Origin of the sequence: Burkholderia cenocepacia, from assembly GCF_900446215.1 — a bacterium.
GTDB lineage: Bacteria > Pseudomonadota > Gammaproteobacteria > Burkholderiales > Burkholderiaceae > Burkholderia > Burkholderia cenocepacia.
On sequence record NZ_UAQZ01000017.1, the window covers coordinates 275,607 to 300,226 of the forward strand.

At 66.7% G+C, this 24,620-nt stretch carries 24 protein-coding genes; 17 read left to right on the top strand and 7 right to left on the bottom strand.

All coding sequences use genetic code 11. The features are described from left to right. Nucleotides 1-151: 151 nt before the first annotated feature. The 4 genes from DTA15_RS35765 (at nt 152) to DTA15_RS35780 (ending at nt 5,432) form a co-directional block, all read left to right on the top strand. Nucleotides 152-1,711 (top strand): DHA2 family efflux MFS transporter permease subunit, encoded by a 1,560-nt coding sequence (locus DTA15_RS35765; protein ID WP_006483833.1) that lies wholly within the window; start codon nt 152-154, stop codon nt 1,709-1,711. Nucleotides 1,712-1,998: 287 nt separating this feature from the next. After that, complete coding sequence (locus DTA15_RS35770; RefSeq protein WP_006483835.1) at nt 1,999-2,331, top strand: hypothetical protein; 333 nt, start codon at nt 1,999-2,001, stop codon at nt 2,329-2,331. Between the two features lie 127 nt (nt 2,332-2,458). Then, nucleotides 2,459-4,048 (top strand): ABC transporter substrate-binding protein, encoded by a 1,590-nt coding sequence (locus tag DTA15_RS35775; RefSeq protein WP_006483834.1) that lies wholly within the window; start codon nt 2,459-2,461, stop codon nt 4,046-4,048. A 130-nt stretch (nt 4,049-4,178) separates the two neighbouring features. Next, the gene (locus DTA15_RS35780; protein WP_006483521.1) at nt 4,179-5,432 is read left to right on the top strand and encodes a hypothetical protein; all 1,254 of its coding nucleotides are present in this window, start codon (nt 4,179-4,181) and stop codon (nt 5,430-5,432) included. Between the two features lie 18 nt (nt 5,433-5,450). Here the strand turns inward: DTA15_RS35780 and DTA15_RS35785 are convergent, their stop codons facing one another. Beyond that, nucleotides 5,451-6,758, bottom strand: a complete 1,308-nt coding sequence (locus DTA15_RS35785) for an Nramp family divalent metal transporter (RefSeq protein WP_006483533.1) — start codon at nt 6,756-6,758, stop codon at nt 5,451-5,453. 95 nt (nt 6,759-6,853) lie between these two features. After that, on the bottom strand, nt 6,854-8,047 hold the full coding sequence (locus DTA15_RS35790) for an oxalate decarboxylase family bicupin (protein WP_370448171.1): 1,194 nt from the start codon (nt 8,045-8,047) through the stop codon (nt 6,854-6,856). Between DTA15_RS35790 and DTA15_RS39490 the strand changes: the two genes are divergently transcribed. Beyond that, nucleotides 7,932-8,225: a hypothetical protein gene (locus DTA15_RS39490; protein WP_370448172.1), complete on the top strand. Its 294-nt coding sequence runs from the start codon at nt 7,932-7,934 to the stop codon at nt 8,223-8,225. The two genes, DTA15_RS35790 and DTA15_RS39490, sit on opposite strands and share 116 nt — an antisense overlap. A 223-nt stretch (nt 8,226-8,448) precedes the next feature. Here the strand turns inward: DTA15_RS39490 and DTA15_RS35795 are convergent, their stop codons facing one another. Both DTA15_RS35795 and DTA15_RS35800 read right to left on the bottom strand, forming a co-directional pair. Continuing rightward, the gene (locus DTA15_RS35795; protein WP_006483532.1) at nt 8,449-9,783 is read right to left on the bottom strand and encodes a type II toxin-antitoxin system HipA family toxin; all 1,335 of its coding nucleotides are present in this window, start codon (nt 9,781-9,783) and stop codon (nt 8,449-8,451) included. A gap of 3 nt (nt 9,784-9,786) precedes the next feature. Then, the gene (locus tag DTA15_RS35800) at nt 9,787-10,035 is read right to left on the bottom strand and encodes a helix-turn-helix domain-containing protein (protein WP_006483523.1); all 249 of its coding nucleotides are present in this window, start codon (nt 10,033-10,035) and stop codon (nt 9,787-9,789) included. Between the two features lie 259 nt (nt 10,036-10,294). Here DTA15_RS35800 and sapR point away from each other — a divergent pair, with 259 nt between their 5' ends. The 10 genes from sapR to DTA15_RS35850 all read left to right on the top strand — a co-directional run bounded on the left by sapR (nt 10,295) and on the right by DTA15_RS35850 (nt 19,681). Then, the gene (sapR, locus tag DTA15_RS35805; RefSeq protein WP_006483528.1) at nt 10,295-11,179 is read left to right on the top strand and encodes a sap1 transcriptional regulator SapR; all 885 of its coding nucleotides are present in this window, start codon (nt 10,295-10,297) and stop codon (nt 11,177-11,179) included. Between the two features lie 17 nt (nt 11,180-11,196). After that, the gene (ddpX, locus tag DTA15_RS35810) at nt 11,197-11,760 is read left to right on the top strand and encodes a D-alanyl-D-alanine dipeptidase (protein WP_006483520.1); all 564 of its coding nucleotides are present in this window, start codon (nt 11,197-11,199) and stop codon (nt 11,758-11,760) included. Between the two features lie 70 nt (nt 11,761-11,830). Next, nucleotides 11,831-13,432 (top strand): ABC transporter substrate-binding protein, encoded by a 1,602-nt coding sequence (locus tag DTA15_RS35815; RefSeq protein ID WP_006483531.1) that lies wholly within the window; start codon nt 11,831-11,833, stop codon nt 13,430-13,432. Between the two features lie 10 nt (nt 13,433-13,442). Then, on the top strand, nt 13,443-14,513 hold the full coding sequence (locus DTA15_RS35820; RefSeq protein ID WP_006483536.1) for an ABC transporter permease: 1,071 nt from the start codon (nt 13,443-13,445) through the stop codon (nt 14,511-14,513). Between the two features lie 66 nt (nt 14,514-14,579). Next, a complete protein-coding gene (nikC, locus tag DTA15_RS35825; RefSeq protein WP_006483535.1) occupies nt 14,580-15,494 on the top strand; it encodes a nickel transporter permease in 915 nt (304 codons plus the stop codon). A 1-nt stretch (nt 15,495) separates the two neighbouring features. After that, nucleotides 15,496-16,410 (top strand): ABC transporter ATP-binding protein, encoded by a 915-nt coding sequence (locus DTA15_RS35830; protein ID WP_006483526.1) that lies wholly within the window; start codon nt 15,496-15,498, stop codon nt 16,408-16,410. After that, entirely contained in the window at nt 16,407-17,183 is a 777-nt protein-coding gene (locus DTA15_RS35835) for an ABC transporter ATP-binding protein (RefSeq protein ID WP_006483529.1), read from the top strand. The genes DTA15_RS35830 and DTA15_RS35835 overlap by 4 nt, the downstream gene beginning before the upstream one ends. A gap of 129 nt (nt 17,184-17,312) precedes the next feature. Then, the gene (locus DTA15_RS35840; RefSeq protein ID WP_006483522.1) at nt 17,313-17,567 is read left to right on the top strand and encodes a GlsB/YeaQ/YmgE family stress response membrane protein; all 255 of its coding nucleotides are present in this window, start codon (nt 17,313-17,315) and stop codon (nt 17,565-17,567) included. A 92-nt stretch (nt 17,568-17,659) separates the two neighbouring features. Continuing rightward, nucleotides 17,660-19,023, top strand: a protein-coding gene (locus DTA15_RS35845) for an IS3-like element ISBcen10 family transposase (RefSeq protein WP_085964348.1) whose coding sequence is annotated in 2 segments (ribosomal slippage) — nt 17,660-18,122 and nt 18,122-19,023 — 1,365 coding nt in all. Because the reading frame shifts where the segments join, the coding sequence is not laid out codon by codon here. 325 nt (nt 19,024-19,348) lie between these two features. Beyond that, a complete protein-coding gene (locus DTA15_RS35850) occupies nt 19,349-19,681 on the top strand; it encodes a hypothetical protein (RefSeq protein ID WP_006483530.1) in 333 nt (110 codons plus the stop codon). Nucleotides 19,682-19,702: 21 nt separating this feature from the next. Here the strand turns inward: DTA15_RS35850 and DTA15_RS35855 are convergent, their stop codons facing one another. From DTA15_RS35855 to DTA15_RS35865, 3 genes are all read right to left on the bottom strand, one after another. Next, nucleotides 19,703-20,575, bottom strand: coding sequence for a LysR substrate-binding domain-containing protein (locus tag DTA15_RS35855; RefSeq protein ID WP_006483527.1), 873 nt, complete (start codon nt 20,573-20,575; stop codon nt 19,703-19,705). A gap of 106 nt (nt 20,576-20,681) precedes the next feature. After that, nucleotides 20,682-21,581, bottom strand: coding sequence for a class A beta-lactamase (bla, locus tag DTA15_RS35860; RefSeq protein ID WP_012493385.1), 900 nt, complete (start codon nt 21,579-21,581; stop codon nt 20,682-20,684). A gap of 211 nt (nt 21,582-21,792) precedes the next feature. Beyond that, nucleotides 21,793-22,662 carry a peptidoglycan DD-metalloendopeptidase family protein gene (locus DTA15_RS35865; protein WP_006489809.1) on the bottom strand — a complete coding sequence of 290 codons (870 nt, stop codon included), beginning with the start codon at nt 22,660-22,662 and terminating at the stop codon, nt 21,793-21,795. Nucleotides 22,663-23,162: 500 nt separating this feature from the next. Between DTA15_RS35865 and DTA15_RS35870 the strand changes: the two genes are divergently transcribed. Both DTA15_RS35870 and DTA15_RS35875 read left to right on the top strand, forming a co-directional pair. Further along, nucleotides 23,163-24,059: a LysR substrate-binding domain-containing protein gene (locus DTA15_RS35870; RefSeq protein ID WP_006489797.1), complete on the top strand. Its 897-nt coding sequence runs from the start codon at nt 23,163-23,165 to the stop codon at nt 24,057-24,059. Nucleotides 24,060-24,105: 46 nt separating this feature from the next. After that, nucleotides 24,106-24,492: an ester cyclase gene (locus tag DTA15_RS35875; protein ID WP_006489793.1), complete on the top strand. Its 387-nt coding sequence runs from the start codon at nt 24,106-24,108 to the stop codon at nt 24,490-24,492. Nucleotides 24,493-24,620: the final 128 nt, after the last annotated feature.

Consider the following 24,620-nt stretch of genomic DNA (forward strand, 5'->3'; position numbering starts at 1 on the left):
CGCACACCGCACGCGACCGCGCCGCTTGTCGGGCCGCCGTGCGGCGTGCGTGCGCCCGTTCGTTTCGCGCTTCGTCCCCGCATTGCACGTCACATGCATGTGCGGCGAACGACGTGCGCCGTACGGCCTTCGTCCATCACGCAGGAACGCCATGTCCTCTCCCTCGTCTTCAGGCCCGCTGTCGGGCGGCCGGCTCGTCATCGGCACGATCGCGGTATCGCTGGCGATGTTCATGAACGTGCTCGATTCGTCGATCGCGAACGTCGCGATCCCGACGATCTCGGGCGACCTCGGCGTGTCGGTCGACGAAGGCACATGGGTGATCACGATCTTCGCGGCGGCGAACGCGGTGTCGATTCCGCTCACCGGCTGGCTCACGCAGCGCTTCGGCCAGGTACGCCTGTTCGTCACGTCGATCCTGCTGTTCGTGTTCGCGTCGTGGCTGTGCGGGATCGCGCCGAACCTGCCGACGCTGCTCGCCGCGCGGATCCTGCAAGGCGCGGTGGCGGGGCCGCTCGCGCCGCTGTCGCAGGCGCTGCTGCTCGGCGCGTGGCCGCGGCAGAAGTCGTCGACGGCGCTCGCGCTGTGGTCGATGACGGCGCTCGTCGGGCCGATCGCGGGGCCGTCGCTCGGCGGCTGGATCACGTACGACTACAACTGGTCGTGGATCTTCTACATCAACATTCCGGTCGGCTTCTTCGCGGCGGCCGTCACGTGGTTCGTGTTCCGCGATCGCGAATCGGCCACGCGCCGCCTGCCGATCGATACGGTCGGCCTGCTGCTGCTCGTACTGTGGGTCGCATCGCTGCAGATCATGCTCGACAAGGGCAAGGATCTCGACTGGTTCAATTCGCCCGTCGTCGTCGCGCTGGGCATCGTCGCGCTGATCGGCTTCGCGTTCTTCCTCGTGTGGGAGCTGAACGAAGCCAATCCGATCGTCGACCTGCGCCTCTTCACGCAGCGCAATTTCGCGGGCGGCACGATCGCGATCTCCGTCGCGTACGGGATGTTCTTCGGCACGCTCGTGCTGCTGCCGCAATGGATGCAGGGCTATCTCGGCTACCGCGCGGTCGATTCGGGGCTCGCCACCGCGCCGCTCGGAGTGTTCGCGATCCTGCTCACGCCGGTCATGGGGCGCCTGCTGCCGCGCACCGATCCGCGCTATATCGCGACGCTCGCATTCGTCGGCTTCGCGGTCGTGTTCATGATGCGCACCACGTTCTACACCGACGTGTCGCACTGGGATCTCGTGCTGCCGACGCTGCTGCAAGGCATTCCGATGGCGATGTTCTTCGTGCCGCTGACGTCGATCATCCTGTCCGGGCTCCCGCCGGAGAAGATTCCGGCCGCGGCCGGCCTGTCGAATTTCGGCCGCACGTTCTGCGGCGCGGTCGGGACGTCGCTGATCAGCAACGCGTGGAACGACCGCACGATCCTGCACCACGTGCGGCTCACCGAACAGGCGAGCGTCACCAATCCGGTTTTCACGCAGCAACTCGACACGACCCGTTCGCTGCTGCACCTGAGCCCCGATTCGGCGCTCGCGTTCTTCAATGCATCGGTCGATTCGCAGGCGGCCGTGATGGGCCTGAACGACATCTTCTATGTGTCGGCGATCATCTTCATCGCGATCATCCCGCTCATCTGGATCACGAAGCCGTCGCGCTCGGGCGGCGGCGATGCCGATGCGGCGGCGGCCGGCGCGCATTGACCCGCATGCGTTGCGGCGCCGCTCCGTGCGCCGGCATCGCGACGACCGCGGGATCCGCCGGTAACGGCGAGCACTGAGCAAGCGCCCGTCCGGCAGCGGGCGCTCGTTGTGTATCGAATCGTTTCAACGCGCCAACGGCGTCAAATGCTGCGGGTATACTCCGTCGTCAGCCGCCCGCCGTCTCGTCGTCCGCCAAAAGCGGCCCGATTCCGGGCGGTTTCGTCGCGAAGCTTCGCGTTTCGCTACCCCGCGCCCCAGCCTCGATACGAGACACCCGACGACCGACCATGAAACGATTCCTGCTGCTCCTTCCCGCCGCCCTGCTCGCCGCCTGCGGTTCCGCGCCCTCGTCCGACTCGGCCGGCTCGGGTGCCGCGCCGATGATCTACGTGTCGTCGCAACGCCCGGCCTACGCGGTCGCGAACTGCCTCGACAGCCGCCTGTCGGGCACCGAACAATCGCAGCACAACGGCGTGACCGACATCGCCGTCGGTTCGAATTCGTACTTCGTCACGCTGACGCCGTCGGGCAACGGCTCGGTGATCAAGGTCGTGCGGGGCTCCGGCAGCGAGCCGGCCGAGGAAGCGATGCGCTTCGCGATCGCACGCTGCGCGATCTGACCACCTCCCGCGCGTGGCGCCCGCCCGGCCCGTCGCCACGCGCCAACCGGCGCGCCCGCCGAATATTTTCATCCGGGTGCCCGTCGATGAGAGAATCGCACCACGATTCCCTTTCGATGGAGCCCGCATGAAGCACCTGCTGTCCCGGCTGTTCGTCAGCGCCGCGCTCGTCGCGCTTGTTCCGGCGCTGCCGGCGCAGGCTGCCACGCCGCCCGGCATCTTCGTCGTCGCCACGCAGCTCGGCGAATTCACGACCCTCGACCCGAGCGGGATCTACGAGCTGGTGCCGTCCGAATACGTCGCGAACACCTACGAGCGGCTGGTGCGCGTCGACCTGAAGGACCCGACGCGCTTCGACGGACAGATCGCGCAATCGTGGACGGTCGGCGCCGACGGCGTGACCTACACGTTCAAGCTGCGCCCGGGCCTCACGTTCCATTCCGGCAACCCGGTGACCGCCGACGACGTCGCGTGGTCGCTGCAGCGCACCATCCTGCTCGACAAGGGGCCGGCCGGCGTGCTCGCCGATCTCGGCCTCACGAAGGCGAACGTGACGCAAAAGGTGCGCGTGGTCGATCCGCAAACCGTCGTGCTCGAAACCGACCGCAAATACGCGCCGAGCTTCGTGCTCAACGTGCTGAGCGCATGCCCGGCCTCGGTCTTCGATAAAAAGCTGCTGCTGTCGCACCAGCAAGGCAGCGATTTCGGCAGCGGCTGGCTGCGCACCAACGACGCGGGCTCGGGCCCGTACCAGCTCGTCAAGTGGACGCCGAACGAAACCATCGTGCTGCAGCGCTTCGACAAATACCGCACGCCATACCCGATGAAGCGCGTGGTGCTGCGCCACGTGCCCGAAGCGTCCGCGCAACGGCTGTTGCTGGAGAACGGCGACGCCGACGCCGCGCGCAACCTGAGCCCCGACAGCCTCGCCGCGCTGTCGAAGGCCGGCAAGATCAAGGTCGCGTCGTGGCCGGTGTCGGCCCTGCTGTACCTGAGCCTGAACACGAAGAACCCGAATCTCGCGAAGCCCGAGGTGCAGCAGGCGATGAAGTGGCTCGTCGATTACGACGGCATCCAGCGCAACGTCGTCAGTACGACCTACAAGGTGCATCAGACCTTCCTGCCCGAAGGTTTCCTCGGCGCGTCGAACGCGCGGCCGTACAAGCAGGACGTCGCGAAGGCGAAGGCGCTGCTCGCGAAGGCCGGCCTGCCGAACGGTTTCGACGTGACGATGGACATGCCGAACGACTATCCGTACCTCGAGATCGCGCAGGCGCTGCAGGCGAACTTCGCGCAGGGCGGCATCCGCGTGAAGCTGATCCCGGGCGACGCGAAGCAGGCGATCGGCAAGTACCGCGCCCGCCAGCACGACATCTTCATCGGCGAATGGTCGCCCGACTACATGGACCCGAACAGCAACGCGCGCGGTTTCGCGTGGAATCCGGACAACTCGGACCAGTCGCCGACCAAGATGCTCGCGTGGCGCAACAGCTGGAACATTCCGCAACTGACGAAGGACACCGAAGCCGCGCTCGTCGAGCCGTCGCCCGCGAAACGCGCGCAGCGTTACGAAACGCTGCAGAAGGCCGTGCTCGCGAACTCGCCGTTCATCATCATGTTCGAGAAGGTCGTGCAGGTCGCCACGCGCCCCGGCGCGACCGGACCGGAAATCGGGCCGATCAACGACCTCGTGTCGTACCGGACGCTCGCGAAGTAATCGCCGCCGCGCGGGCCAGCGCCGCGGGCCGCCGAGCCGGCGCGGGGCCTGCGCCGGCCCGTGCGGCGGCGATCTACAATGACCGGCATCGCGCGGACACCGCGCCGGGCACACGTAACGGGACACCAACATGCATTCGAGCGAGCACGCAGTCTGCGTGGCGATCAACGACAACAACCGCGCGTGGTACGAAATGCTCGTGCCGTTCCTGCTGTCGCTGCGGCACGCCGGCTACGACGGGCGGATCGCGGTGATCGGCTACGGGCTGTCCGAACGCAAACGGCAGATTCTCGCGAGCCAGTCGGTCGACGTGATCGACGCATCGAGCGCCTATGCGCTGCCGGTCGGCCGCTTCATCGAGGCCGCCGGGTATTGCGCGCGCCATCCGCAGATCCGCAAGCTCGCGCTGTACGACGCGGACATCTGGTTCTGCGCGCCGCAGTTCGACCTGTTCTCGCAGATCGACGACGACCGGCTCCACGTGTGCCCCGACCCGCTGTTCTGCACGTTCGTCGTCACGCCGCTGATCGGCGAGCGGCGCGACCATCACTGGCGCCTCGTCGTCGACGAAGTCAACGCGCGCCACGGCGGTGCGCTGCAAGCCGGGCTCGTCGCCGGAACCGCCGACGCATGGGCGCGTTATGCCGACCACCTGCGCGACTGCATCGCCCGCATCGGCACCGATTTCCAGGAATGCTTCGGCATCGACACGACGTTCCTGCACCTGTGGAGCGCGCAAGGCGAAACGGCGCTGCTCGACCCGGTCCAGAACTTCGTCAGCAAGTACGGCATTCACGAATCGTTCGACGCGGGCACCGGCACGACGACGCTCAGGTACCACGGCGAGCCGATCCGTGCGTTGCACATGACCGGCGACATCCGCTTCCTCGACCGGTGGCGCTACTACGCGAACCACACCGACGCCTCGCTGCGCGACGGCCAGCCGTTCGCGCTGTCGGACGGCACGCCGGCGCCGTCCGATGCGGTCGCCGCCCGCATCGCGGCGGCGGATTACGTGCGTTCGGCCGGGCTGACCGTTGCGTCCGCCGCGATCGAGACAAGCGCGGGCGCGTACCTGCAGGCAATCGACGAACCGGGCGGCACGATGCTCGTCGGCAGCGGCAACCACGAAGTCGTGTTCACCGCGACCCGCGACATCGCACGGCTGAACGTCTACGTCACGCATCCGTCCGGTTCGCCGTCGCCGCTGCTGTGCGAGGTGCGGGTCGACGGCCACGCGCAGCGCAAGGGCACCGAACTGATGGCGCATTTCTGGTACCAGGTGGCGGCCGGCGCCGTCATCACGCTGCGTGCGACGAGCCTCGGCGGCCAGCAGTGCAACGCGATCTGGCGGCTGCGTGAAGCGCCGGACATGCAGCAGTAAGCGCCGGCCCGCACCGGCTCAATTGAAGGCCGCCCATACCAGGTACGCATTCAGCCCGACGATCACGACCGTCGCCGCGCCGGCGACGATCCGCAGCGGCATCCGCAGCGCGTAAGCGCCCATCACGTCTTCGCGCGCCGACAGTATCAGCAGCGCGATCATCGGCATCGGCAGCACGAAACTCAGCACGACCTGGCTCGCCACCATCGCCCGCGTGACGTCGCAGCCCAGCGCGACCACCACGAACGCGGGCGCGATCGTCACCGCGCGCCGCACCCAGAGCGACATGCGGCGGTGGATGAAGCCCTGCATCACGACCTGCCCGGCCATCGTGCCGACCACCGAGCTCGACACGCCCGACGTCAGCAGCGCGACGAGAAACAGCGCGCCGGCCGCCGGCCCGAGCACCGGGATCAGCGTGTGATAGGCGTCGCCGATGTCGGTCATGCCCGGCGCAGTCGCGTGAAACGCCGACGATGCCATCATCACCATCGCGAGATTCACGAACCCGGCGAGCCCCAGCGCGACCACCACTTCGCGATTCGAGAACCGCACGAGCCGCCGCCGCTCTCCGTCGTCGCGCGGGGCGGTGCGATCCTGCGTGAGACCCGAATGCAGATACAGCGTGTGCGGCATGATCGTCGCGCCGATGATCCCGACCGCGATCGTCAGCGCCGCGTGATCCGGAATCTGCGGGACCACCAGATGGAACGCGGCCGCGTGCCAGTCCTGCGGCGCGATCAGCAGTTCGCCGAGATAGCACGCACCGATCACGCCGACCAGCGCCGCGATCGCCGCTTCCAGCGGCCGGAAGCCTCGCTTTTCGAGCGCGAGGATCGCGCAGGTCGCGCACGCGGTCGCGATCATCCCCGCGAACAGCGACGAATGGCACAACAACCCGAACGCGAGCGCGCCGCCGAGAAATTCGGCGAGATCGGTCGCCATCGCGGCGATCTCGGAAGCCATCCACATGCCCCACACGACCGGCACGGGGAAACGGTCGCGGCACAGTTCGGCGAGATTGCGCCCGGTCACGATGCCGAGCTTCGCCGACATCGCCTGGAACAGCATCGCGATCGAGTTCGCGGCCAGCACGACCCACAGCAGCCGGTAACCGTACGCGGCGCCGGCCTGGATGTTGGTCGCGAAGTTGCCGGGGTCCATGTAGCCGATCGACGCGATCACGGCCGGGCCGACGAACGGCAGCAGCGCGGCGACGCCGGTGCGGCGCCCTTCCAGCGCGGCGCGCGCCGCGCCGTCGGTGTGCTCGGTGGACAGGCCCGGCAGCGCAAGGCCGCCGGCAGGTTTGCTCGGGACGGGAAGCATGGTGGAGTTTCCGTTCGAATGACGCAGACTGATTCGGGAGCGGGCACCGTGGCCGGCATGCCGCCTGCCGGCCACGGCGCTGTGCGAAGACCGCGTTACAGCGGCACGACGTCGGGACGATTGCGCGGAAACTGCGCGATCACGTCCGGCGCGACGTTCAGGTGCGCTTCGACGAGCTTCGGCGGCGTATGCGCGAGCCAGTCGGACAACGACACCTCCGCATAGCGGTCGGTCTTGAAGATCTCGAGGAACACGAGGTCGGTCTGGCCGGTGTTCTGCACGTAGTGCCCGAGGCTCTTCTTCACATAGCCGACGTCGCCCGCGCGGAAATCGGCCGTCTGCGCCTTCGGCCCCGTGTCGAACACCGTCATCCGCGCCTCGCCCTGCAGGTAGTACTGCCATTCGTCGGCGTTCGGGTGCCAGTGCAGTTCGCGCATGCCGCCCGGATGCACGGTGACGAGTGCCGCCGCGACGGTCGTCGACACGTTGAAGTTGGTGCTGTCCGCGATCCGCACCTCGCCGCCGCGCGTCTTTTTGACCGGCTTCATGTCGCCGAGCGAAAAGATGAACGGATGCGGCGGTGCACCGGCCGATGCGGCGGATGCGCGCTGCGCGTCCGCGAGCGGACCCGGTTCGTCGCCCTGGAAGATCCACAGGTTGTCGAGCGGCACGTTCCTGAACGCGTCGGCCGGCACGCCGAAGTTGAGCGCGAGCACGTCGGGCGGCGTATGCGCGATCCAGTCGGTCAGCAACAGCGTGTTGAATTCCGAGGCGCGGCCGTTATCGAACGCGAGCAGGAATTCAGCGCCGTCGCTGCCGAGGCCCTGCAGCGAATGCGGCAGGCCGGGCGGGAAATACCAGAGATCGCCGGTCTTGACGTCCTGCACCGACGGCCGCCCGAGTTCGTCGAGCACCGTGATCCGGCAACGGCCGTCGAGCATGATGGCCCACTCGGCCTGCTGGTGCCAGTGCATCTCGCGAATGCCGCCGCGCGTCAGCCGCATGTTGACGCCGGAAATGGTTTCGGAAATCGCAAAATCGTCCTGCGTCACTTCGCGCGCCCATCCGCCATTTTGAATGCGTTTATGAGCATTATTGAAAGACGCCCAGAATAACGGCATCCCGTTGATATCAGTGGCCGGCGGATCCTGAAAAGACGGGAATTGATTGGCAATGGCCGGATTTTTTGGCCCCGGGTCGGTCAGGCTCTGGCGGTTGCGGGCATTTACCGCGCCTTCCGGCGGACTGTCCGGATTACCGAACGAGGCGGCCTTGGCCGATACCGCGATGCTCGCGGCGGCGATGGCGCCGGCCGTACCGGCCAGCATCTTGCGTCGAGAAAGATTCGTCATGATTTCCTCTTCATCCCTGCAATCGAGAGAATTTCCATTACGGAACACTTGCTGTTTCTTCGAATTACCGAAAATCAAACATCCCGTGACGCAAGTTAAATACAAAGCCACCTGAAAATTAAATGAATTATTAACCTGAATTAATGACTTAATCTGATCGGCTTTAATTTTGTAATTATTGCGATGCAGCAGGGGATGAATGGCGAGGAAAAGAAATCGACATGCGCACCGCGCGATGGCGGCCCACTGCCATCGATTCAGGTGGCCTGGCGCGCCACCCGGAACGGAAAAATACGGATGCGCCGGCTTTCACCTGCCCGGCCGGGACCGGGCCCGCGTCACTCCCGCGGCATGTCGGCGAGTCGCTGCGCGGCGAAGCGCAATCCGCCGAGAATGCGTTCGGCGATCCTTGCCGGAAACCCGGCCGGCAGCGCCGTGCCGACCGATTCGATCACATGTGGCGTCATTGCAATGAGTCGTTCGACGATCGGTGTCGCGATATCGCCAAGCAGGCAATGCTCCGCCATCGCAGTGAAGTGCCGGCGCGTGATGTCGCGCATCGCATAGTGCTTGCGCTTGCCGTGCACGGCCATCGCGAGCTTCGCCTTGTGCCACGACCACTGGTTCGCGCCATCCCCTTCGACCGGCCAGATCGACATCACGTCGTAGAGCGGCGTCAGACGGAAGCGGCCGCCCGGCAGCAGGCGCAGGCTGAAGTTCTTCGCATGCCCGTCCGGTGCGGCAAGCATCCAGAACACCACCAATGCGGTGAACAGCGTGTCGAGGTCGGCCTGCGCCGTTTCCGACCGGCGCAGGATGCCGGCCAGATCGGGCACGCCGGGGCCGCCCTGCGATTCGTATTTCAGATGCGGCGGCACGCCGAGCGCTTGGCAGAAATCCTCTTGCGGCAAGCGCAACAGCCAGCCGCCGTCACGATGCAGCGCGCGATCGAAGCGCGCGACCGACAGCACCTTGTGTTCGCCGAAACGCACGATGTCGGCATCCGCCGTCGGCAGGCCGAACGCGCGCAGGATCGCGAGGCACAGCCACTCGTTTTCGACGGAAGTCGTCAGATCCGCACGCTTGTTGCCGACCAGCCCGAGCGGCAACTTGAGGATATGCGTGGTCGGCGTCGCGCCATGCGGACGCATCCATCGCCCGTCGTGAAACAGCAGCGCGGTCTTTTCCTGCGCGCCGGCCAGCGACAGGCGGAAGTCGTCGTCGTCCTGCGCACCGCCCGCCGCCCCGCTCGCCTGATCGAGCACACGCGCCACGTCGTCGTCGGACAACGGCATACCGTCGATCCGGTCATGGCCGGCCGGGGTTTCATCCTCGCCGAGCAACTGCACCGCGCCGACGCAGTCCCGGCCGAGCGCGGCGAGCAGATCGAACGGCTCGGTCGTCGCCGTGCCGAACCGCGACGCAAGCCGGCGCCGAATGGCGTCGCTGTCGGGCAGCAGATTATCGAAGTAGTGATTGACGCGCTCGCCGCGCAACGGCGCATCACCGACGCCGAACGGCAGCGACAGCGACAGCGGGCGGCCTGCATCCGACTGTTTCCAGCCGGCGTCGTACAGCAGTTCCATGTCGCCGCGCGCGGGAATCCGCCAGATTCCGACCCGCACGCCATTGGCCCAGATCGATAGCGCGCGGCTGTGCGATTTGCGTCCCATCGATTACCACTCGACGTTGGCAGCGTCGCGCCCGTCCTTCGTGCGGATGCTGAGCTCGAGACCGTACAGCGCGGTCAGTTCGAGCAACTGCTTGAGCGACAGGCTTTCGGTGCGGAGCGTTTCCAGCGACGACAGGCGCGATTGGCCGACGCCGATGCGCGCCGCCGCTTCGGCTTGCGTCAGCCCCTTGGCCTGACGCGCGGACGACAGGATTTCGCCCAGTTGAGCAGGGGTATTGACGATGAGATTCACGGCTGGAGTCCTGTATGCGATCCATGCAGTATATCTCTGACAGGCATAAACGCAAATTATCTCTGATAGAGATAAACGTAAAATATTCCTGTCAGAAATATTTCCACACGCCAGTGCGTTGCTCCCCCAGTCGTTGCACGCACGCCCAGCCCGCTATCGTTCACCGCCACCTGATAGTTTTTATCCGCTGGCGTGAATGATTTTGGCTTTGTCAGATAGATGACATCAAATCACTAAATGACAACGATCTAACAGCTCGATGACCTGCGCCTTCGCCCATACCGTCGAATCCCGCTTTGCCGACCTGACGCCGACCGCGAAGCGCATCGCGAGCTACATGCTCGCGAACCTCGACCGGCTCGGGCTCGAGACGGCCGACCAGATCGCGCAGCAAGCCGGCACCAGCGGCATTTCGGTCGGACGTTTCCTGCGCAGCGTCGGTTACCGGAATCTCGACGACCTGAAGCGCGAACTGCGCGGCGGCGGCGACCGCCCGTGGATGATCACCGACCGGCTCGACGAATACCGCCGCATCGCCGGCACGCCATCGGCGGAACGCAACGGCGGCAACGGCAGCGCCGGCACGCTGGCGTCGTCGCTCGAACGCGAGCTCGACGCGATCCGCCACGTGTACCGCCTGGCCGAAGGCCCGGTGTTCGCGCAGGTCGCCGACCGGATCGCGCATGCCGACGCGGTGTTCATCCTCGGCATCCAGTCGACCCGCGGCATCAGCAACGCATTCAGCAGCTACCTCGAATACCTGCGCCCGCGCGTGTTCTATTCCGACGGCCAGTCGGGCTCGTACGTCGATTCGCTGAACTCCGAATTCGAGCATCCGTACTGCGTCGTCACCGATACGCGCGCGTATTCGCGCAGCGCGCGCCGCTATTGCCAGGCGGCCGCCGAACGCGGGCAGCCGTTCGCGCTGGTGACCGACCTGTCGTGCCCGTGGGCGCGCGAATGGCCGGCCGATCTGCTGCAGGTGAAGACCGACGTCGGCCAGTTCTGGGATTCGCTCGCGCCGCTCACCTGCCTGTTCAACCTGCTGATCACGGCCGTGGTCGATCGCCTCGGCCCCGCGATCGACCGGCGCGTCGCGCGCAACCGCGAACTGCAGCGCACGTTCGACCAGTTCGAATCCTGAGCGAGCCCACCCTGCCGATGAACGATCACCGCCTCGTCGAAATCACGCCCGCCACGCATCGCGTCGAGATCGATCTCGTCTACGCGACCGACCGCAACCTGACCGGCAAGCCGATCTACCGCAACGCGCACTGCCTGCTGCTCGAGCCCGCCGAAGCCGCATTGCGCCGCGCGGTGGAGGTCGCCGCGCAGGCCGGCGTCACGCTGCGCCTCTACGACGCCTACCGGCCGCCGCAGGCGCAGCAGGTGCTGTGGGATTTCCTGCCCGATCCGAACTTCGTCGCCGACCTCGGCCGCGGCTCGAATCACAGCCGCGGCACCGCGCTCGACCTGACGCTCGTCGGCGCGAACGGCGCGCCGCTCGACATGGGCACCGGCTTCGACGCGATGGTCGCCGCATCGGGCCACTTTCACGCGGGGCTGCCCGAGCACGTGCAACGCAACCGCCTGCTGCTGCTCGGCGTGATGCATGCGGCCGGCTTCGCGCACATCGACAGCGAATGGTGGCACTACGAACTGCCCGGCTCGCGCGCGTTGCCGCAGATCGACAATGCGGCGAGCGGCCCGTGGCGCCTGATGTAACGACGATCCACGCCTCCTTTTTCATGCACGTCCACGTTCAACGACTCAAACGACAGATGGAGAAGCGCACATGACATTCCCGACCTCCCGGCTCGTCGCGGCGCTGGCCGCCGCGTCCGTATTCGCCGCCGTTCCGCTTGCCGCCGCGCATGCGGAAACGCCGAAGGACATGTTCGTGATGGCCACGCTGCTCGACGAATTCACGACGCTCGATCCGGGCGAGATCTACGAGCTGGTGCCGGAGGAATACGTCGCGAACACGTACGACCGGCTCGTGCGCGTCGACCTGCGCGATCCGTCGAAATTCAACGGCGACGTCGCGCAGTCATGGACCGTGAGCCCCGACGGCCTGACCTATACGTTCAAGCTGCGCACCGGCCTGAAGTTCCACTCGGGCAACCCGCTGACGGCCGACGACGTCGCGTGGTCGATCCAGCGCGCGGTGCTGCTCGACAAGGGGCCGGCCGCCGTGCTGACCGGCATCGGCCTCACGAAGGCGAACGTCGTCGCGAACGTGAAGAAGCTCGACGACGCGACGGTGTCGGTCACGACCGACCGCAAGTACGCGCCGACCTTCGTGCTGAACGTGCTCGGTTCGTGGCCCGCATCGGTGCTCGACAAGAAGTTGCTGCTGTCGCACCAGCAGGGCAACGACTTCGGCAACGGCTGGCTGAAAACCAACGAAGCGGGCTCCGGCGCCTACAGGCTGGTCAAGTGGACGGCCGGCGACAGCGTCGTGCTGCAGCGCTTCGACGGCTACCGGCTGCCGCTCGCGATGAAGCGCATCGTGCTGCGCCACGTGCCCGAAGCCGCGAGCCAGCGCCTGCTGCTGGAGAACGGCGACGTCGACGCGGCACGCGACCTGAGCCCCGACGATCTGGCGTCGGTCGTGAAGTCGGGCAAGGCGAAGGTAGCGGCCTCGCCGCAGGCGACGCTGCTGTATCTCGGCCTGAACACGAAGAACCCGACGCTCGCGAAACCCGACGTGCAGGAAGCGCTGAAATGGCTCGTCGACTATGCGGGGATCCAGGGCAACGTCGTGAAGACGACCTACAAGGTACACCAGACCTTCCTGCCCGAGGGCTTCCTCGGTGCGCTGAACACGAACCCGTACAAGCTCGACATCGCGAAGGCGAAGGCGCTGCTCGCGAAGGCCGGCGTGCCCGGCGGCTTTTCGGTGACGATGGACGTGCGCAACGACTATCCGTACACGGAGATCGCGCAGGCCGTGCAGGCGAACTTCGCGCAGGCCGGCATCAAGGTGCAGCTGATCCCCGGCGACAACAAGCAGACGCTCGCGAAATACCGCGCGCGCCAGCACGACATCTACATCGGCGAATGGTCGGCCGACTACATCGATCCGCACAGCAACGCGCAGGGTTTTGCGTGGAATCCGGACAACACCGACAAGTCGAGCTATAAAATGCTGGCCTGGCGCAACAGTTGGGACATCCCGCAACTGACGAAGGAAACCGACACCGCGCTCGCCGAACCGACCGCCGCGAAACGCGCGCAGCTGTATCAGGCGATGCAGAAGGAAGTGCTCGCACGCTCGCCGTTCGTGATCATGTTCGAGAAAGTCGCGCAGGTCGCGACGCGGCCCGGCGTGAGCGGGCTCGAAGTCGGGCCGATCAACGATCTGGTGTCGTACCGCAACCTGAAGAAGCAATAAGATTCGCCGCATGTCGACTCCCGCCTCCTCCCTCGAAGCACTGCGCACGCTGCCCGCGCGGCGCCCGGCCGTGCGCTGGGCACTGCGCGTGCTGCGCTGGGCGCTCACGCTCGCCGTCACGTTCGCGGGGCTGCTCGCGTTGACGTTCGTGATCGGCCGCAAGGTGCCGATCGATCCCGTGCTCGCGATCCTCGGCGATCGCGCGTCGGCCGAGGCGTACGCGGCCGAGCGCATCGCGCTCGGGCTCGACAAGCCGCTCGTCACGCAATTCCTGATCTATGCGCGCGACGTGCTGCACGGCAATCTCGGCGTGTCGCTGCTGACCGCGAACCCGGTGCTCGACGACATCAAGCGCGTGTTCCCGGCCACGCTCGAACTGGCGACCATCGCGACGCTGATCGGCATCGCGATCGGCGTGCCGCTCGGCGTCGCGGCCGCCGTGAAGCACAACCGCCCGATCGATCACATCGCGCGCTTCGTCGGGCTGATCGGCAATTCGGTCCCGGTGTTCTGGCTCGGGCTGATGGGGCTGCTGCTGTTCTATGCGCGGCTGCACTGGGTCGGCGGCCCCGGCCGGCTCGATCCCGTCTACGACGGCATGGTCGACCCGCGCACCGGCAGCCTGCTGCTCGACGCGGCGCTCGCGGGCGAGTGGGACGTCTTCCGCAACGCGGTGTCGCACATCGCGCTGCCGGCCGCGATCCTCGGCTACTACTCGGTCGCGTATCTCAGCCGCATGACGCGCTCGTTCATGCTCGACCAGCTGAACCAGGAATACATCGTCACCGCGCGCGCGAAGGGCCTGTCCGAGCGACGCGTGATCTGGCGGCATGCGTTCGGCAACATCGCGGTGCCGCTCCTGACCGTTATCGCGCTCACGTACAGCAACCTGCTGGAAGGCTCGGTGCTGACCGAGATCGTGTTCGCGTGGCCGGGGCTCGGCTCGTACCTGACCGGCGCGCTGCTGAACGCCGACATGAACGCGGTGCTCGGCGCGACGCTCGTGATCGGCGCGATGTTCATCACCGTCAACCTGCTGACCGACGCGCTGTACCGCGTGTTCGATCCGCGTGCGCGCTGAGGGCCGCTCCGACATGACCGCTTCCCCCCTGCTTCTTTCATCGTCCATGCCGAAGGTCGTCCAACCATGAGCGCCGAGCGTCTCTCCCTGCACGCGTGGCTGCTGTCCGACGCGCCCGCGTCGCGCTCGCAGGCCGCATTCGGCCTCGCGTACCGGCGCTGGCGCCGGTTCGCCACGAATCCGCTCAACCTGTTCGGGCTCGCGATCCTGGTCGCGCTGATCGCGGTCGCGATCGTCGGCCCGCTGATCATGCCGCACGATCCGCTGCGCCAGGTGCTGTCCGACCGGCTGCTGCCGCCCGGCTCGCCGTCGCACTGGTTCGGCACCGACCAGCTCGGCCGCGACATCCTCTCGCGGCTGATCGCCGGGTCGCGCCTGACGCTCGGCATCGCGCTGCTGGTCGTCGTGATCGTCGTGCCGATCGGCCTGCTGATCGGCACGACGGCCGGCTATTGCGGCGGCTTCGTCGACAGCGTGCTGATGCGCATCACCGACATCGCGCTCGCGTTTCCGAAGATCGTGCTCGCGCTCGCGTTCGCGGCCGCGCTCGGCCCCGGCGTGATCAACGCGGTCGTCGCGATCTCGATCACCGCGTGGCCCGCGTATGCGCGGCTCGCGCGCGCCGAAACGATCCGCATCGCGCAGGCCGACTACATCCACGCGGCGCGGCTGCAAGGCGCGTCGGGCCCGCGCATCCTGCTGCGCTACATCATGCCGCTGTGCATGTCGTCGGTGATCGTGCGCGCAACGCTCGACATGGCCGGCATCATCCTGACCGTCGCGGGCCTCGGCTTTCTCGGCCTCGGCGCGCAGCCGCCGAGCCCCGAGTGGGGCTTCATGGTCGCGTCGGGCCGCAACGTACTGCTCGACGCGTGGTGGGTCGCGACGCTGCCCGGCATCGCGATCCTGCTCGTGAGCCTCGCGTTCAACCTGCTCGGCGACGGGCTGCGCGACGTCTTCGATCCCCGCCATGGAGCGTGACATGCCGATGCATTCCACCGCCGCGCCGGCACCGCTCTGCGAGATCGACGGGCTGAAGATCGGTTTCCGCGGGCACGACGGCAGCGTCACCGACGCCGTGCGCGACCTGTCGCTGACGCTCGCGCCGGGCGAGCGGCTCGGCATCGTCGGCGAATCGGGCTCCGGCAAGTCGTTGACCGGCCGCGCGCTGCTCGGCCTGCTGCCCGACGCCGCGCGCTGGTCGGCGCGCACGATGCGCTTCGCGGGCCACGACCTGCTCGCGATGTCGCCGCGCGAGCGCCGGCGGCTGTGCGGCAGCCAGATGGGCATGATCCTGCAGGACCCGAAATATTCGCTGAACCCGGTGATGACGGTCGCGAAGCAGATGGGCGAGGCGTTCCGGCTGCACGAGCCGGGCCTGCGCGGCCGTGCGCTGCGCGAGCGGATCGTCGACGCGCTCGCGGCCGTGCAGATCCGCGACCCGGCGCGCGTCGCCGATGCGTATCCGCACGAGTTGTCGGGCGGCATGGGCCAGCGCGTGATGATCGCGATGATGGTGTCGACCGGCCCGCGCCTCTTGATCGCCGACGAGCCGACCTCCGCGCTCGACGTCGCGGTGTCGATGCAGGTGCTCGCGGTGCTCGACGCGATGATCGCGCGGCACGGCACGGGCCTGATGTTCATCAGCCACGACCTGCCGCTCGTGATGTCGTTCTGCGACCGCGTCGCGGTGATGTATGCGGGCCGCGTGGTCGAGACCTGCGCCGCGCGCGACCTGCGCGACGCCACGCATCCCTACACGCGCGGGCTGCTCGCGGCGAACCCGCCGCTCGCGGACCCGCCCGACGAACTGCCGGTGCTGCGGCGTGACCCGGCATGGCTCGAGCCCGCGCCGCCGGCCGCCGCGAGAACCGATCGACAGGAGGCCGCACGATGATCGACGTCGATCATGCATCGATCCGTTTCCCGACCCGCACGGGTCACGTCGACGCCGTGCGCGACGCGAGCTTCGCGGTGCGCGACGGCGAAGTGTTCGGGCTGGTCGGCGAATCGGGCTCCGGCAAGTCGACGCTGCTGCGGGCGCTGACGGGCCTCGTGCCGCTCGCGTCCGGCGGCCTGTCGATCGACGGCCGCCCGGTGGGCGGCACGCCCGATCGCGCGTTCCGCCGCCACGTGCAGATGGTGTTCCAGGATCCGTATGCATCGCTGCATCCGCGCTTCACCGTCGACCAGACGCTGCGCGAGCCGCTGTCGATCCACGCGATCGGCGATGCCGATGCGCGGATCGCCCACGCGCTGTCCGAAGTCGGCCTCGGCCCGGCGTTCCGCTTCCGCTATCCGCACCAGTTGTCCGGCGGCCAGCGGCAGCGCGTCGCGATCGCCCGCGCGCTGATCGTCGAGCCGCGCGTGCTGCTGCTCGACGAGCCGACGTCCGCGCTCGACGTGTCGGTGCAGGCCGAGATCCTGAACCTGTTGCGCCGCCTGCATCGCGAACGCAACCTGACGATGATCCTCGTCAGCCACAACCTCGCGGTGATCGGCTTCCTGTGCCAGCGCGTCGCGGTGATGCAGCACGGCGAGATCGTCGAGCAGCTGCGGATCGAGGACGTGCGCGCCGGACGGGTCGCTCGCGACTACACGCGCACGCTGCTGAATGCGACCGAAGGCTACCGCCGTCTCGACCCGGTGGTCGACGCGCCTGCCTCGTGACATCCGCCGGACGCGAACGCATGCGATACTGCGCACGCCACGCGCCGGCTTGCCGCCGCATGGAACCCTTGCGTACCGCACGGGTCAACTTCCTTTCGTCAACAGCTCAATCGCAATAGGGAGGCGTTCATGCTGCAATTCATCGAAACCCTGGTCGTCGGGCTCATCGTCGGCCTCCTCGCCCGCGCGTTCAAGCCGGGCGACGACAAGATGGGCATCCTGATGACCATCGTGCTCGGCGTCGTCGGCTCACTGGTGGCCGGCTATGTCGGCCGCGCCGCCGGCTGGTATGCGCCGGGCCAGGGCGCCGGCTGGATCGCGTCGATCATCGGTGCGATCGTGCTGCTCGTCGTCGTGGGTGCGATCCGCAAGCGCACGAGCTGAACACCGCGCGCCCCGCACCAGCGCAAAACGGCCGCTCGATCATGAGCTGCACCCCAAAAGTTGGACTAGATCCAACCTTTGGGGTGTTTTTCATGACGAAGTACGACGAACGTTTTCGGCGTCGAGTGGTTCAGGCGTACCTGGCTGGAGAGGCCGGCACCAAGACACTTGCTCACCGTTACGGAGTGGGCAGGACAATGGTGCGACGTTGGGTGGCGAGCTATCGCGAGCATGGTGAACAGGGGCTGCGCAAGAAGCACAGCCACTACGACGCGCGATTCAAATTGTCAGTCCTTCAGCGGATGCGGCGCGATGAACTGTCGTATGCACAGGTGGCAGCGCTGTTCGGCATCCGCAATGAACGAAGCATCCCGATCTGGGAGCGTCTGTATCATGAGGGCGGTATAGATGCGTTGGCGCCTCGTCGCCGAGGGCGCCCTCCGAAAATGATCACCTCACCACCACCGAAATCCCCCGACGATACCGTGCAGAAAGAGCCGAGCCGCGAGGAACTGCTCAAGGAAATCGTGTATTTGCGCGCGGAGGTGGCATACCTAAAAAAGCTCGATGCGCTGCTGCAATCCAAGAAGCAGGCAGCGCCCAGGAAAAAGCGCAAATAGTGCGTGAGCTCAGGCAGTGTCATCCGGTAGCTGCGCTCCTGAAGGCGGCAGGCCTGGCGCGCAGCACGTTCTATTACCAGCTCAAGGCATTGGCTGCCGGCGATCGGTATGCGAATCTCAAAGCGAAGATCCAGACCGTATACGACCACCACAAGGGCCGTTACGGCTATCGGCGAATCACGGCGGCGATCCGGCAGACCGGAGATGCGATCAACCACAAGACCGTGCAACGGTTGATGGGACAGCTGCAATTGAAATCTCTGGTACGCCCAAAGAGATATCGTTCCTGGCGAGGCGAAGTCGGCCGCGTTGCCCCGAATCTACTGCGGCGTCAGTTTGATGCTGAACGCCCGAATCAGAAGTGGGTGACCGACGTGACCGAATTCAATGTAGAGGGCCAAAAGCTCTATCTATCGCCGGTGATGGACTTGTACAACGGGGAGATCGTCGCTTACCAAATGGATGAGCGCCCGAGCTTCGAGTTGGTCAGCTGCATGTTGAAGAAGGCGTTGGCCAAGCTCGATGATGAAGGACGGCCGTTACTGCATTCGGATCAAGGCTGGCAGTATCAGATGCCCGCCTACCGTCGGCTGTTGAAGCAGCATGCGCTCACCCAGAGCATGTCGCGCAGAGGCAACTGCCTTGATAACGCAGCCATGGAGAGCTTCTTCGGCACGCTGAAATCCGAGTGCTATCGGCTGACGCGCTTTGCGAGCGTGGAGCAGTTGCGAGATGCGTTGAGCCGTTACATCCACTACTACAACCACGAACGCATCAAGCTGAAATTAAATGGGCTGAGTCCCGTGCAATACAGGACTCAGCCCTTGGCCGCTTAGCTTTTAACCGTCCAACTTCGTGGGGTCAGTTCAATCACGAGCGGCCGTTTTGCTTTCCGGACGACGCTAACCGTTGCCGGCGCAACGGTTACCGCGATCGTTCGTCATGCGATCTTGTCCCATCCCGCGTTTCCCCACCTTGCGGATGCGCAGATCCGGCCTACATTGGTTGAAGCACTGCGCGGTCATTTGCTTATTACCTATATTTTCGTTTTTTGATTCAAGAGGTCCGATGGTTTTGCCGTTTACGCAGATAGCATCGCAGCGTTGACGGACTGCCACCCGAGCGGCCCCGCTGCGACGCGCTTCCTCTCTGGAGCCTGTCATGAAGCATCGCGTGTTCGCCTCGTTCGCCCTGGCTGCCTCGCTTCTGGCCTCGTCCTCGTCATTCGCCGCCGGCGCGTCCGGCATCATCTACTTTTCCGGCATGATCGTCGAGCCGCCCTGCTCGTTCGCGCTCGACACGGCCAACGCGGCCCGGGCACACGTGCGCCCCGACTGCCCGCGTCCGGCCGCCGGCCAGATCGCGTTCGTCGACGCGGCAACCCAGCGCTCGCTGAAGACCGCGCTCTTTACGCAAGCCTCCCGCGCAATCGTTTTACCTGACCGTCCGGGCAACGACCATGCACCGATGATCGCCGTCGTGACCTACCAGTAAAGCCCGCCGCGGCGCCGCGCGTCAGTCGCGGTGACGCGCGATCCAGTCGCTGAACGCGCGGATCTTCTGCTGGCTGCCGAGGTTCTCGGGGTAGACGAAGAAGTAGCGTGCGCCCGTTTCGAGCACGATGTCGAACGGCCGTTCGAGCCGGCGCGCGCTCACGTCGTCGTCGACGAGCGTCACGTCGCCGATCGCGACGCCGAAGCCCTGCATCGCCGCGTTCGTCGCGAGATCGAGCGTGTCGAACGTCGGCCCGCGCGCGGGATCGACGCCGCGCTCGCCCGCATGGTCGAGCCATGCACGCCAGTCGCGGTGGTCGCGCGTCGGGTGCAGCAGCGTGTGATGCGCGAGATCGCCGACCGCGCCGAGCGGCGACGCCTGCCGCAACTCGGGCGCGCAAACGGGTGTCAGCCGCTCGTCGAACAGCGGCAGCGCGACGACGCCCGGGCCCGGCGACGTCCCGTAGACGATCGCCGCGTCGAACGGCTCGCTCGAGAAATCGACGACGTGCTGCCACGTGGTCGTGATCTGCACGTGGAGATCGGGATGTTCGCCCTGGAAGCGCATGATGCGCGGCAGCATCCAGCGCATCACGCAGGTCGGCACCTTCAGCGCGAGATCGGTGCGCTGCCGCGTGAGCTTCATCGAGATGTCCTCGATCCGCGCGAAGCTCTCGTCGACCACCGGCAGCAACTGCTCGCCTTCGGCCGTCAGCGTGAGGCCCTTCGCATGCCGCCTGAACAGCGGAAAACCGTAATGCGCCTCGAGCGTCTGGATCTGGCGGCTCACCGCACCCTGCGTGATGCACAGCTGCTCGGCCGCGCGCGTGAAGCTGCGGTGGCGGGCCACCGTCGAGAAGATCTGCAGCGCGTGCAGGGGCGGAAGTCGGCGCATGGCGAACGGGAAACGGAAAACGGCGCGGAAGGACCGCGCGCCGACGCCGGCGCGCGCTGACCGACACGATAAGCCAAACGCCGGCTTTGCGCGAGACGCCGGGTACTCAGGCCGTCGCGGTGAGCGCGCCCGCCGCGATGCGCGCCGCCGAGGCGACGACGTCCGCGCGCGCCGCGGCATCGGCCTGCGGCTGCGTGAACGACACGGCCATCACGATCGGTGCGCGCGCCGGCGGCCACAGCACCGCGACGTCGGTCGTCGTGCCGAAGCCGCCGGTCCCGGCCTTGTCCGCGACGCGCCAGCCGGGCGGCACGCCCGCCGCGATGCCGGTCGCGCCGCGCGCGCCGCCGACCATCCACTCCGTCAGTTGCGCGCGCTGCGGTTCGCGCAGCGCGTCGCCGAGCAACAGCCGCTGCAGCGTGTCGACCATCGCGACCGGCGTCGACGTGTCGCGCTCGTCGCCGGGCGCGGCCTTGTTCAGTTCGGGTTCCCAGTGATCGAGGCGGAAGGTGGTGTCGCCGCTTTCGCGCGCGAACGCGGTGACGGCCTGCGGGCCGCCGAGCACGCCCATCAGCAGGTTGCCCGCGCCCTTGTCGCCCGACTGCAGCATCGCGGCGCACAGCTGCGCGATCGTCATGCCGGTGTCGACGTGGCTCTCCGTAATCGGGGAGCCGGACACGATTTCATAGCGGCGATACAGGATGCGACGCGGCAGCAGCGATGCGTCGAGCGCACCGCGCGCGAGCATCGCAGCGGCCGCCATCACCGCATACGTACCGCACAGCGGGAAGCGTTCGCGTGCGTGATGCGCGATGCGTACGCCGTTCGACGTATCGAGCGCGGCGACGCCGAGCCGCCCGTTCGAGGCCTTTTCGAGCGCGGCGAGTTCGGCTTGTGCGGTGTGGGCGCGCCCCTGGTCGGCGACCGGCGCGGACGTGCACGCGGCAACGAACGGCGCGGCAACGGCGGCAAGCAACAGCGAGCGGCGTGTCGGAGAGTGTTCCATGAATGAGGTCTGTTCTGTCGGAAACGGTGGCTCGAAGCAACGCGGCCGCGCATCCGCGACGCGCGACCGTTCACGCCGACGGCCGGCCCGCGACGGCATTCGCCGCGCATCCCCGAAAGACGCCCGTCGGCCCCGCGCGATGGCGGGATTCGCATGAACAGACCCTAGCGTAGCAGCGACCGCCGTCGCGTTCCAGCGAAACGGCCCCGCCTCACCCTTGCGACGAAGGCAGGTACGGCATCGGATTCACCGGCTTGCCGTCGCGTCGCACCTCGAACAGCAGCGCGACGCGCGAGTTGTCGAGATCGCCCATCTCGGCGATCGCATCGCCCTGATGCACGATGTCGCCCGTCTTCACGAGCAGCTTGCGGTTGTGCGCATAGGCGGTCAGGAAATCCGCGTTGTGCTGGACGATGATCAGGCTGCCGTAATCGTTCAGGCCGGTGCCCGCGTACATCACGCGGCCGTCGGCCGCGGCGCGAACCGGGTCGCCCGGCCGGCCGGCGATCTGGATGCCGCGGTTCTGGCCGGGCCGGAACCCGTCGACGATCTTGCCGGTTGCCGGCCACTTGAGCGCGACGCCGCCCGCATGGCGACGGGTTTCCTTGACGACCTGACGGTCGCTCGCGCTCGATGCGCCGGCCTGCGAAGTGGCTTGCGCGGTTGTCTGCGAATTGCCCTGACTACCCGCCGCGCCATTGCTCGCGACGGCCTGCGTGGCGGCCGCTCCCGCGGGCGGCAACGGCTGCTGCCTGACGATGCGCAGCACCTGCCCCCTGCGCAGCCTGCCGTTCGCGGCCAGCTTGTTCCAGGTGCGCAAGTCGGCCACGCTGCAATCGTTCGCGGAAGCGATGCCCGTCAGCGTGTCGCCGCGTTTCACGACGTACTTCTGCGCGACGAGAATCGGCGCGGGCGGCATCGCGGCGGCCGACGGCGCGGCAGGCGGGCTCGAATCAGCGGGCTTTCCCGCCAGCGTGTCGCTCGGCGGAACGGACTGCGGACTTGCACAACCGGCCATGACGAGCACGGCGGCCAGGCCCGACAGCCACGCCGCCTTGCGGTGAATCTCGCGCGTTTTCATGGACGATCCGACTCCGGTTTGACAATCTTTCAAGCATCTCAAAAACGGAACGGCCGACGTGTAACCGGATGCAAACAATGATGACAAACGATCACGGACCGGATGCCGGCCGGCATTCGCTACCGGTAATACGGTCCGATCCGGAAAAACTTGATGGTGTTTTCGCAGAAAAACGGAAGAATTTTCGTCGCAAAAAACTATGGCTGATTTATTTCAATAGGCACGCACCGCGACGTTCATCGCCACCACGCGACAAGTTCGGCACCGGCCCACGCGACGCCGATGCACAGGAACAGCAGATGCAGCGCGATCTTGAACGACACGCCCCATGACGAATCGATCTGCATGACAGGCTCCCCGGTTGATGTGCGTCCATGATCGACCATCGATCGCGCCCCGAAAATGCGGAAGCGGCGAACCGGGTCTCAGGCCAGCCCTGAGACCGGCGCCGCGGTTCCTGCTAACTTATCGGCCATTCCCCACCCATCGCTCCGCCCATCATGCGCTTCGACCTGACCGACCTGCGGCTCTTCCTGAACATCTGCGAAGCCGGCACGATCACGAGCGGCGCCGAGCGGACACACATCACGCTGCAGGCCGCGAGCGAGCGCATTCGCGGAATGGAGGACGAGCTCGGCGTGCCGCTGCTGCACCGGACCAAGTCGGGCGCACAGGCCACCGATGCGGGCCGTGCGCTCGAACACCACGCGCGCACCGTGCTGCAGCAGATCGATCACATGCGCGGCGAACTGCAGCAATACGGCCAGGGACTGCGCGGCCATATCCGGCTGCTGTGCAACACCGCGTCGCTGAGCGAATACCTGCCCGACGCGCTGGCCGATTACCTGCCGCGCCATCCGAAGCTGTCGATCAGCGTCGAGGAGCGCTCGAGCCAGGAGATCGTCCATGCGATCCGCAACAAGACGGCCGAGGTCGGCATCGTCGCCGATTCGGTCGGACTCGGCGGGCTCGAGCAGAAGCCGTTCCGCGAAGACTGGCTGATCGTCGTCGTGCCGGCCGCGCATCCGCTCGCGTCGCGCGACAAGCTCGCGTTCGACGACATCGCCGGCGAGGACTTCATCGGCCTCACCGACGGCAGCGCGCTGCAGGTGCATCTCGCCGACCAGGCGCGCGCGCTCGGCAGGCGGATCCGCTATCGCGTGCAGTTGAAGAGCTTCGACGCGATCTGCCGCGTGATCGCGAGCGGCGTGGGCATCGGCATCGTGTCGCGGCATGCGGCCGAGCGCGCGATGCAGACGATGGACGTGCGGCTCGTCGAGTTGTCCGATCCGTGGAGCCACCGGAAACTGACGCTCTGCGCGCGATCGTTCGACGCGCTGCCGAAGTACACGCGCGAGTTCGTCGCGTTCCTGTCCGGCGACGCCCCGCCGCAATGACGCGCGTCCCGTTCGACCTGCCCCATCGACTGACGGAGACATGACCATGACCGACACCGATCTCGCCACCCGCTATCGCGCGTATATCGACTGCCTGAACCGGCAGGACTGGTCGTCGCTCGGCGAGTACGTGTCCGACGACGTGATCCACAACGACCGGCCGCTCGGCCTCGCCGGTTACCGCGCGATGCTGGAACAGGACTTCCGCGACATTCCCGATCTCCGCTTCGACATCCGGCTGCTCGCATGCGAGCCGCCGCACGTCGCGTGCCGCCTTCGCTTCGCGTGTGCGCCGAAGGGAACGTTCATGGGGCTCGCCGTCGACGGCCGCAAGGTCACGTTCGCCGAGAACGTGTTCTACGAATTTCACGAAGGCAAGATCCGCCAGGTGTGGTCGGTGATCGACAAGGCGGCGATCGAGCAGCAGCTGTAGCGCGGTCGAAACGGCGGGTCGGCGCGCACGGCGGGCGGTGGCTGACAGCCCGCCGTGGCAGGTCGAACGTACTTCGATTCTTATGGATAACGTTTTCTTTCTGAAGGCGTCGGAGACCCGCCTCCATC

Bases quoted from the DNA above. Each gene is read 5' to 3' on its own strand.
- DTA15_RS35855 (WP_006483527.1), bottom strand. From the start codon at position 20,575: ATGCGCCGACTTCCGCCCCTGCACGCGCTGCAGATCTTCTCGACGGTG.
- DTA15_RS35795 (WP_006483532.1), bottom strand. From the start codon at position 9,783: ATGGGACGCAAATCGCACAGCCGCGCGCTATCGATCTGGGCCAATGGC.
- DTA15_RS35775 (WP_006483834.1), top strand. From the start codon at position 2,459: ATGAAGCACCTGCTGTCCCGGCTGTTCGTCAGCGCCGCGCTCGTCGCG.
- DTA15_RS35770 (WP_006483835.1), top strand. From the start codon at position 1,999: ATGAAACGATTCCTGCTGCTCCTTCCCGCCGCCCTGCTCGCCGCCTGC.
- DTA15_RS35850 (WP_006483530.1), top strand. From the start codon at position 19,349: ATGAAGCATCGCGTGTTCGCCTCGTTCGCCCTGGCTGCCTCGCTTCTG.
- DTA15_RS35840 (WP_006483522.1), top strand. From the start codon at position 17,313: ATGCTGCAATTCATCGAAACCCTGGTCGTCGGGCTCATCGTCGGCCTC.
- DTA15_RS39490 (WP_370448172.1), top strand. From the start codon at position 7,932: ATGGCCGGATTTTTTGGCCCCGGGTCGGTCAGGCTCTGGCGGTTGCGG.
- DTA15_RS35835 (WP_006483529.1), top strand. From the start codon at position 16,407: ATGATCGACGTCGATCATGCATCGATCCGTTTCCCGACCCGCACGGGT.
- DTA15_RS35815 (WP_006483531.1), top strand. From the start codon at position 11,831: ATGACATTCCCGACCTCCCGGCTCGTCGCGGCGCTGGCCGCCGCGTCC.
- DTA15_RS35870 (WP_006489797.1), top strand. From the start codon at position 23,163: ATGCGCTTCGACCTGACCGACCTGCGGCTCTTCCTGAACATCTGCGAA.
- DTA15_RS35830 (WP_006483526.1), top strand. From the start codon at position 15,496: ATGCCGATGCATTCCACCGCCGCGCCGGCACCGCTCTGCGAGATCGAC.
- DTA15_RS35865 (WP_006489809.1), bottom strand. From the start codon at position 22,662: ATGAAAACGCGCGAGATTCACCGCAAGGCGGCGTGGCTGTCGGGCCTG.
- DTA15_RS35820 (WP_006483536.1), top strand. From the start codon at position 13,443: ATGTCGACTCCCGCCTCCTCCCTCGAAGCACTGCGCACGCTGCCCGCG.
- DTA15_RS35875 (WP_006489793.1), top strand. From the start codon at position 24,106: ATGACCGACACCGATCTCGCCACCCGCTATCGCGCGTATATCGACTGC.
- sapR (WP_006483528.1), top strand. From the start codon at position 10,295: ATGACCTGCGCCTTCGCCCATACCGTCGAATCCCGCTTTGCCGACCTG.
- DTA15_RS35765 (WP_006483833.1), top strand. From the start codon at position 152: ATGTCCTCTCCCTCGTCTTCAGGCCCGCTGTCGGGCGGCCGGCTCGTC.
- ddpX (WP_006483520.1), top strand. From the start codon at position 11,197: ATGAACGATCACCGCCTCGTCGAAATCACGCCCGCCACGCATCGCGTC.
- DTA15_RS35780 (WP_006483521.1), top strand. From the start codon at position 4,179: ATGCATTCGAGCGAGCACGCAGTCTGCGTGGCGATCAACGACAACAAC.
- nikC (WP_006483535.1), top strand. From the start codon at position 14,580: ATGAGCGCCGAGCGTCTCTCCCTGCACGCGTGGCTGCTGTCCGACGCG.
- bla (WP_012493385.1), bottom strand. From the start codon at position 21,581: ATGGAACACTCTCCGACACGCCGCTCGCTGTTGCTTGCCGCCGTTGCC.
- DTA15_RS35785 (WP_006483533.1), bottom strand. From the start codon at position 6,758: ATGCTTCCCGTCCCGAGCAAACCTGCCGGCGGCCTTGCGCTGCCGGGC.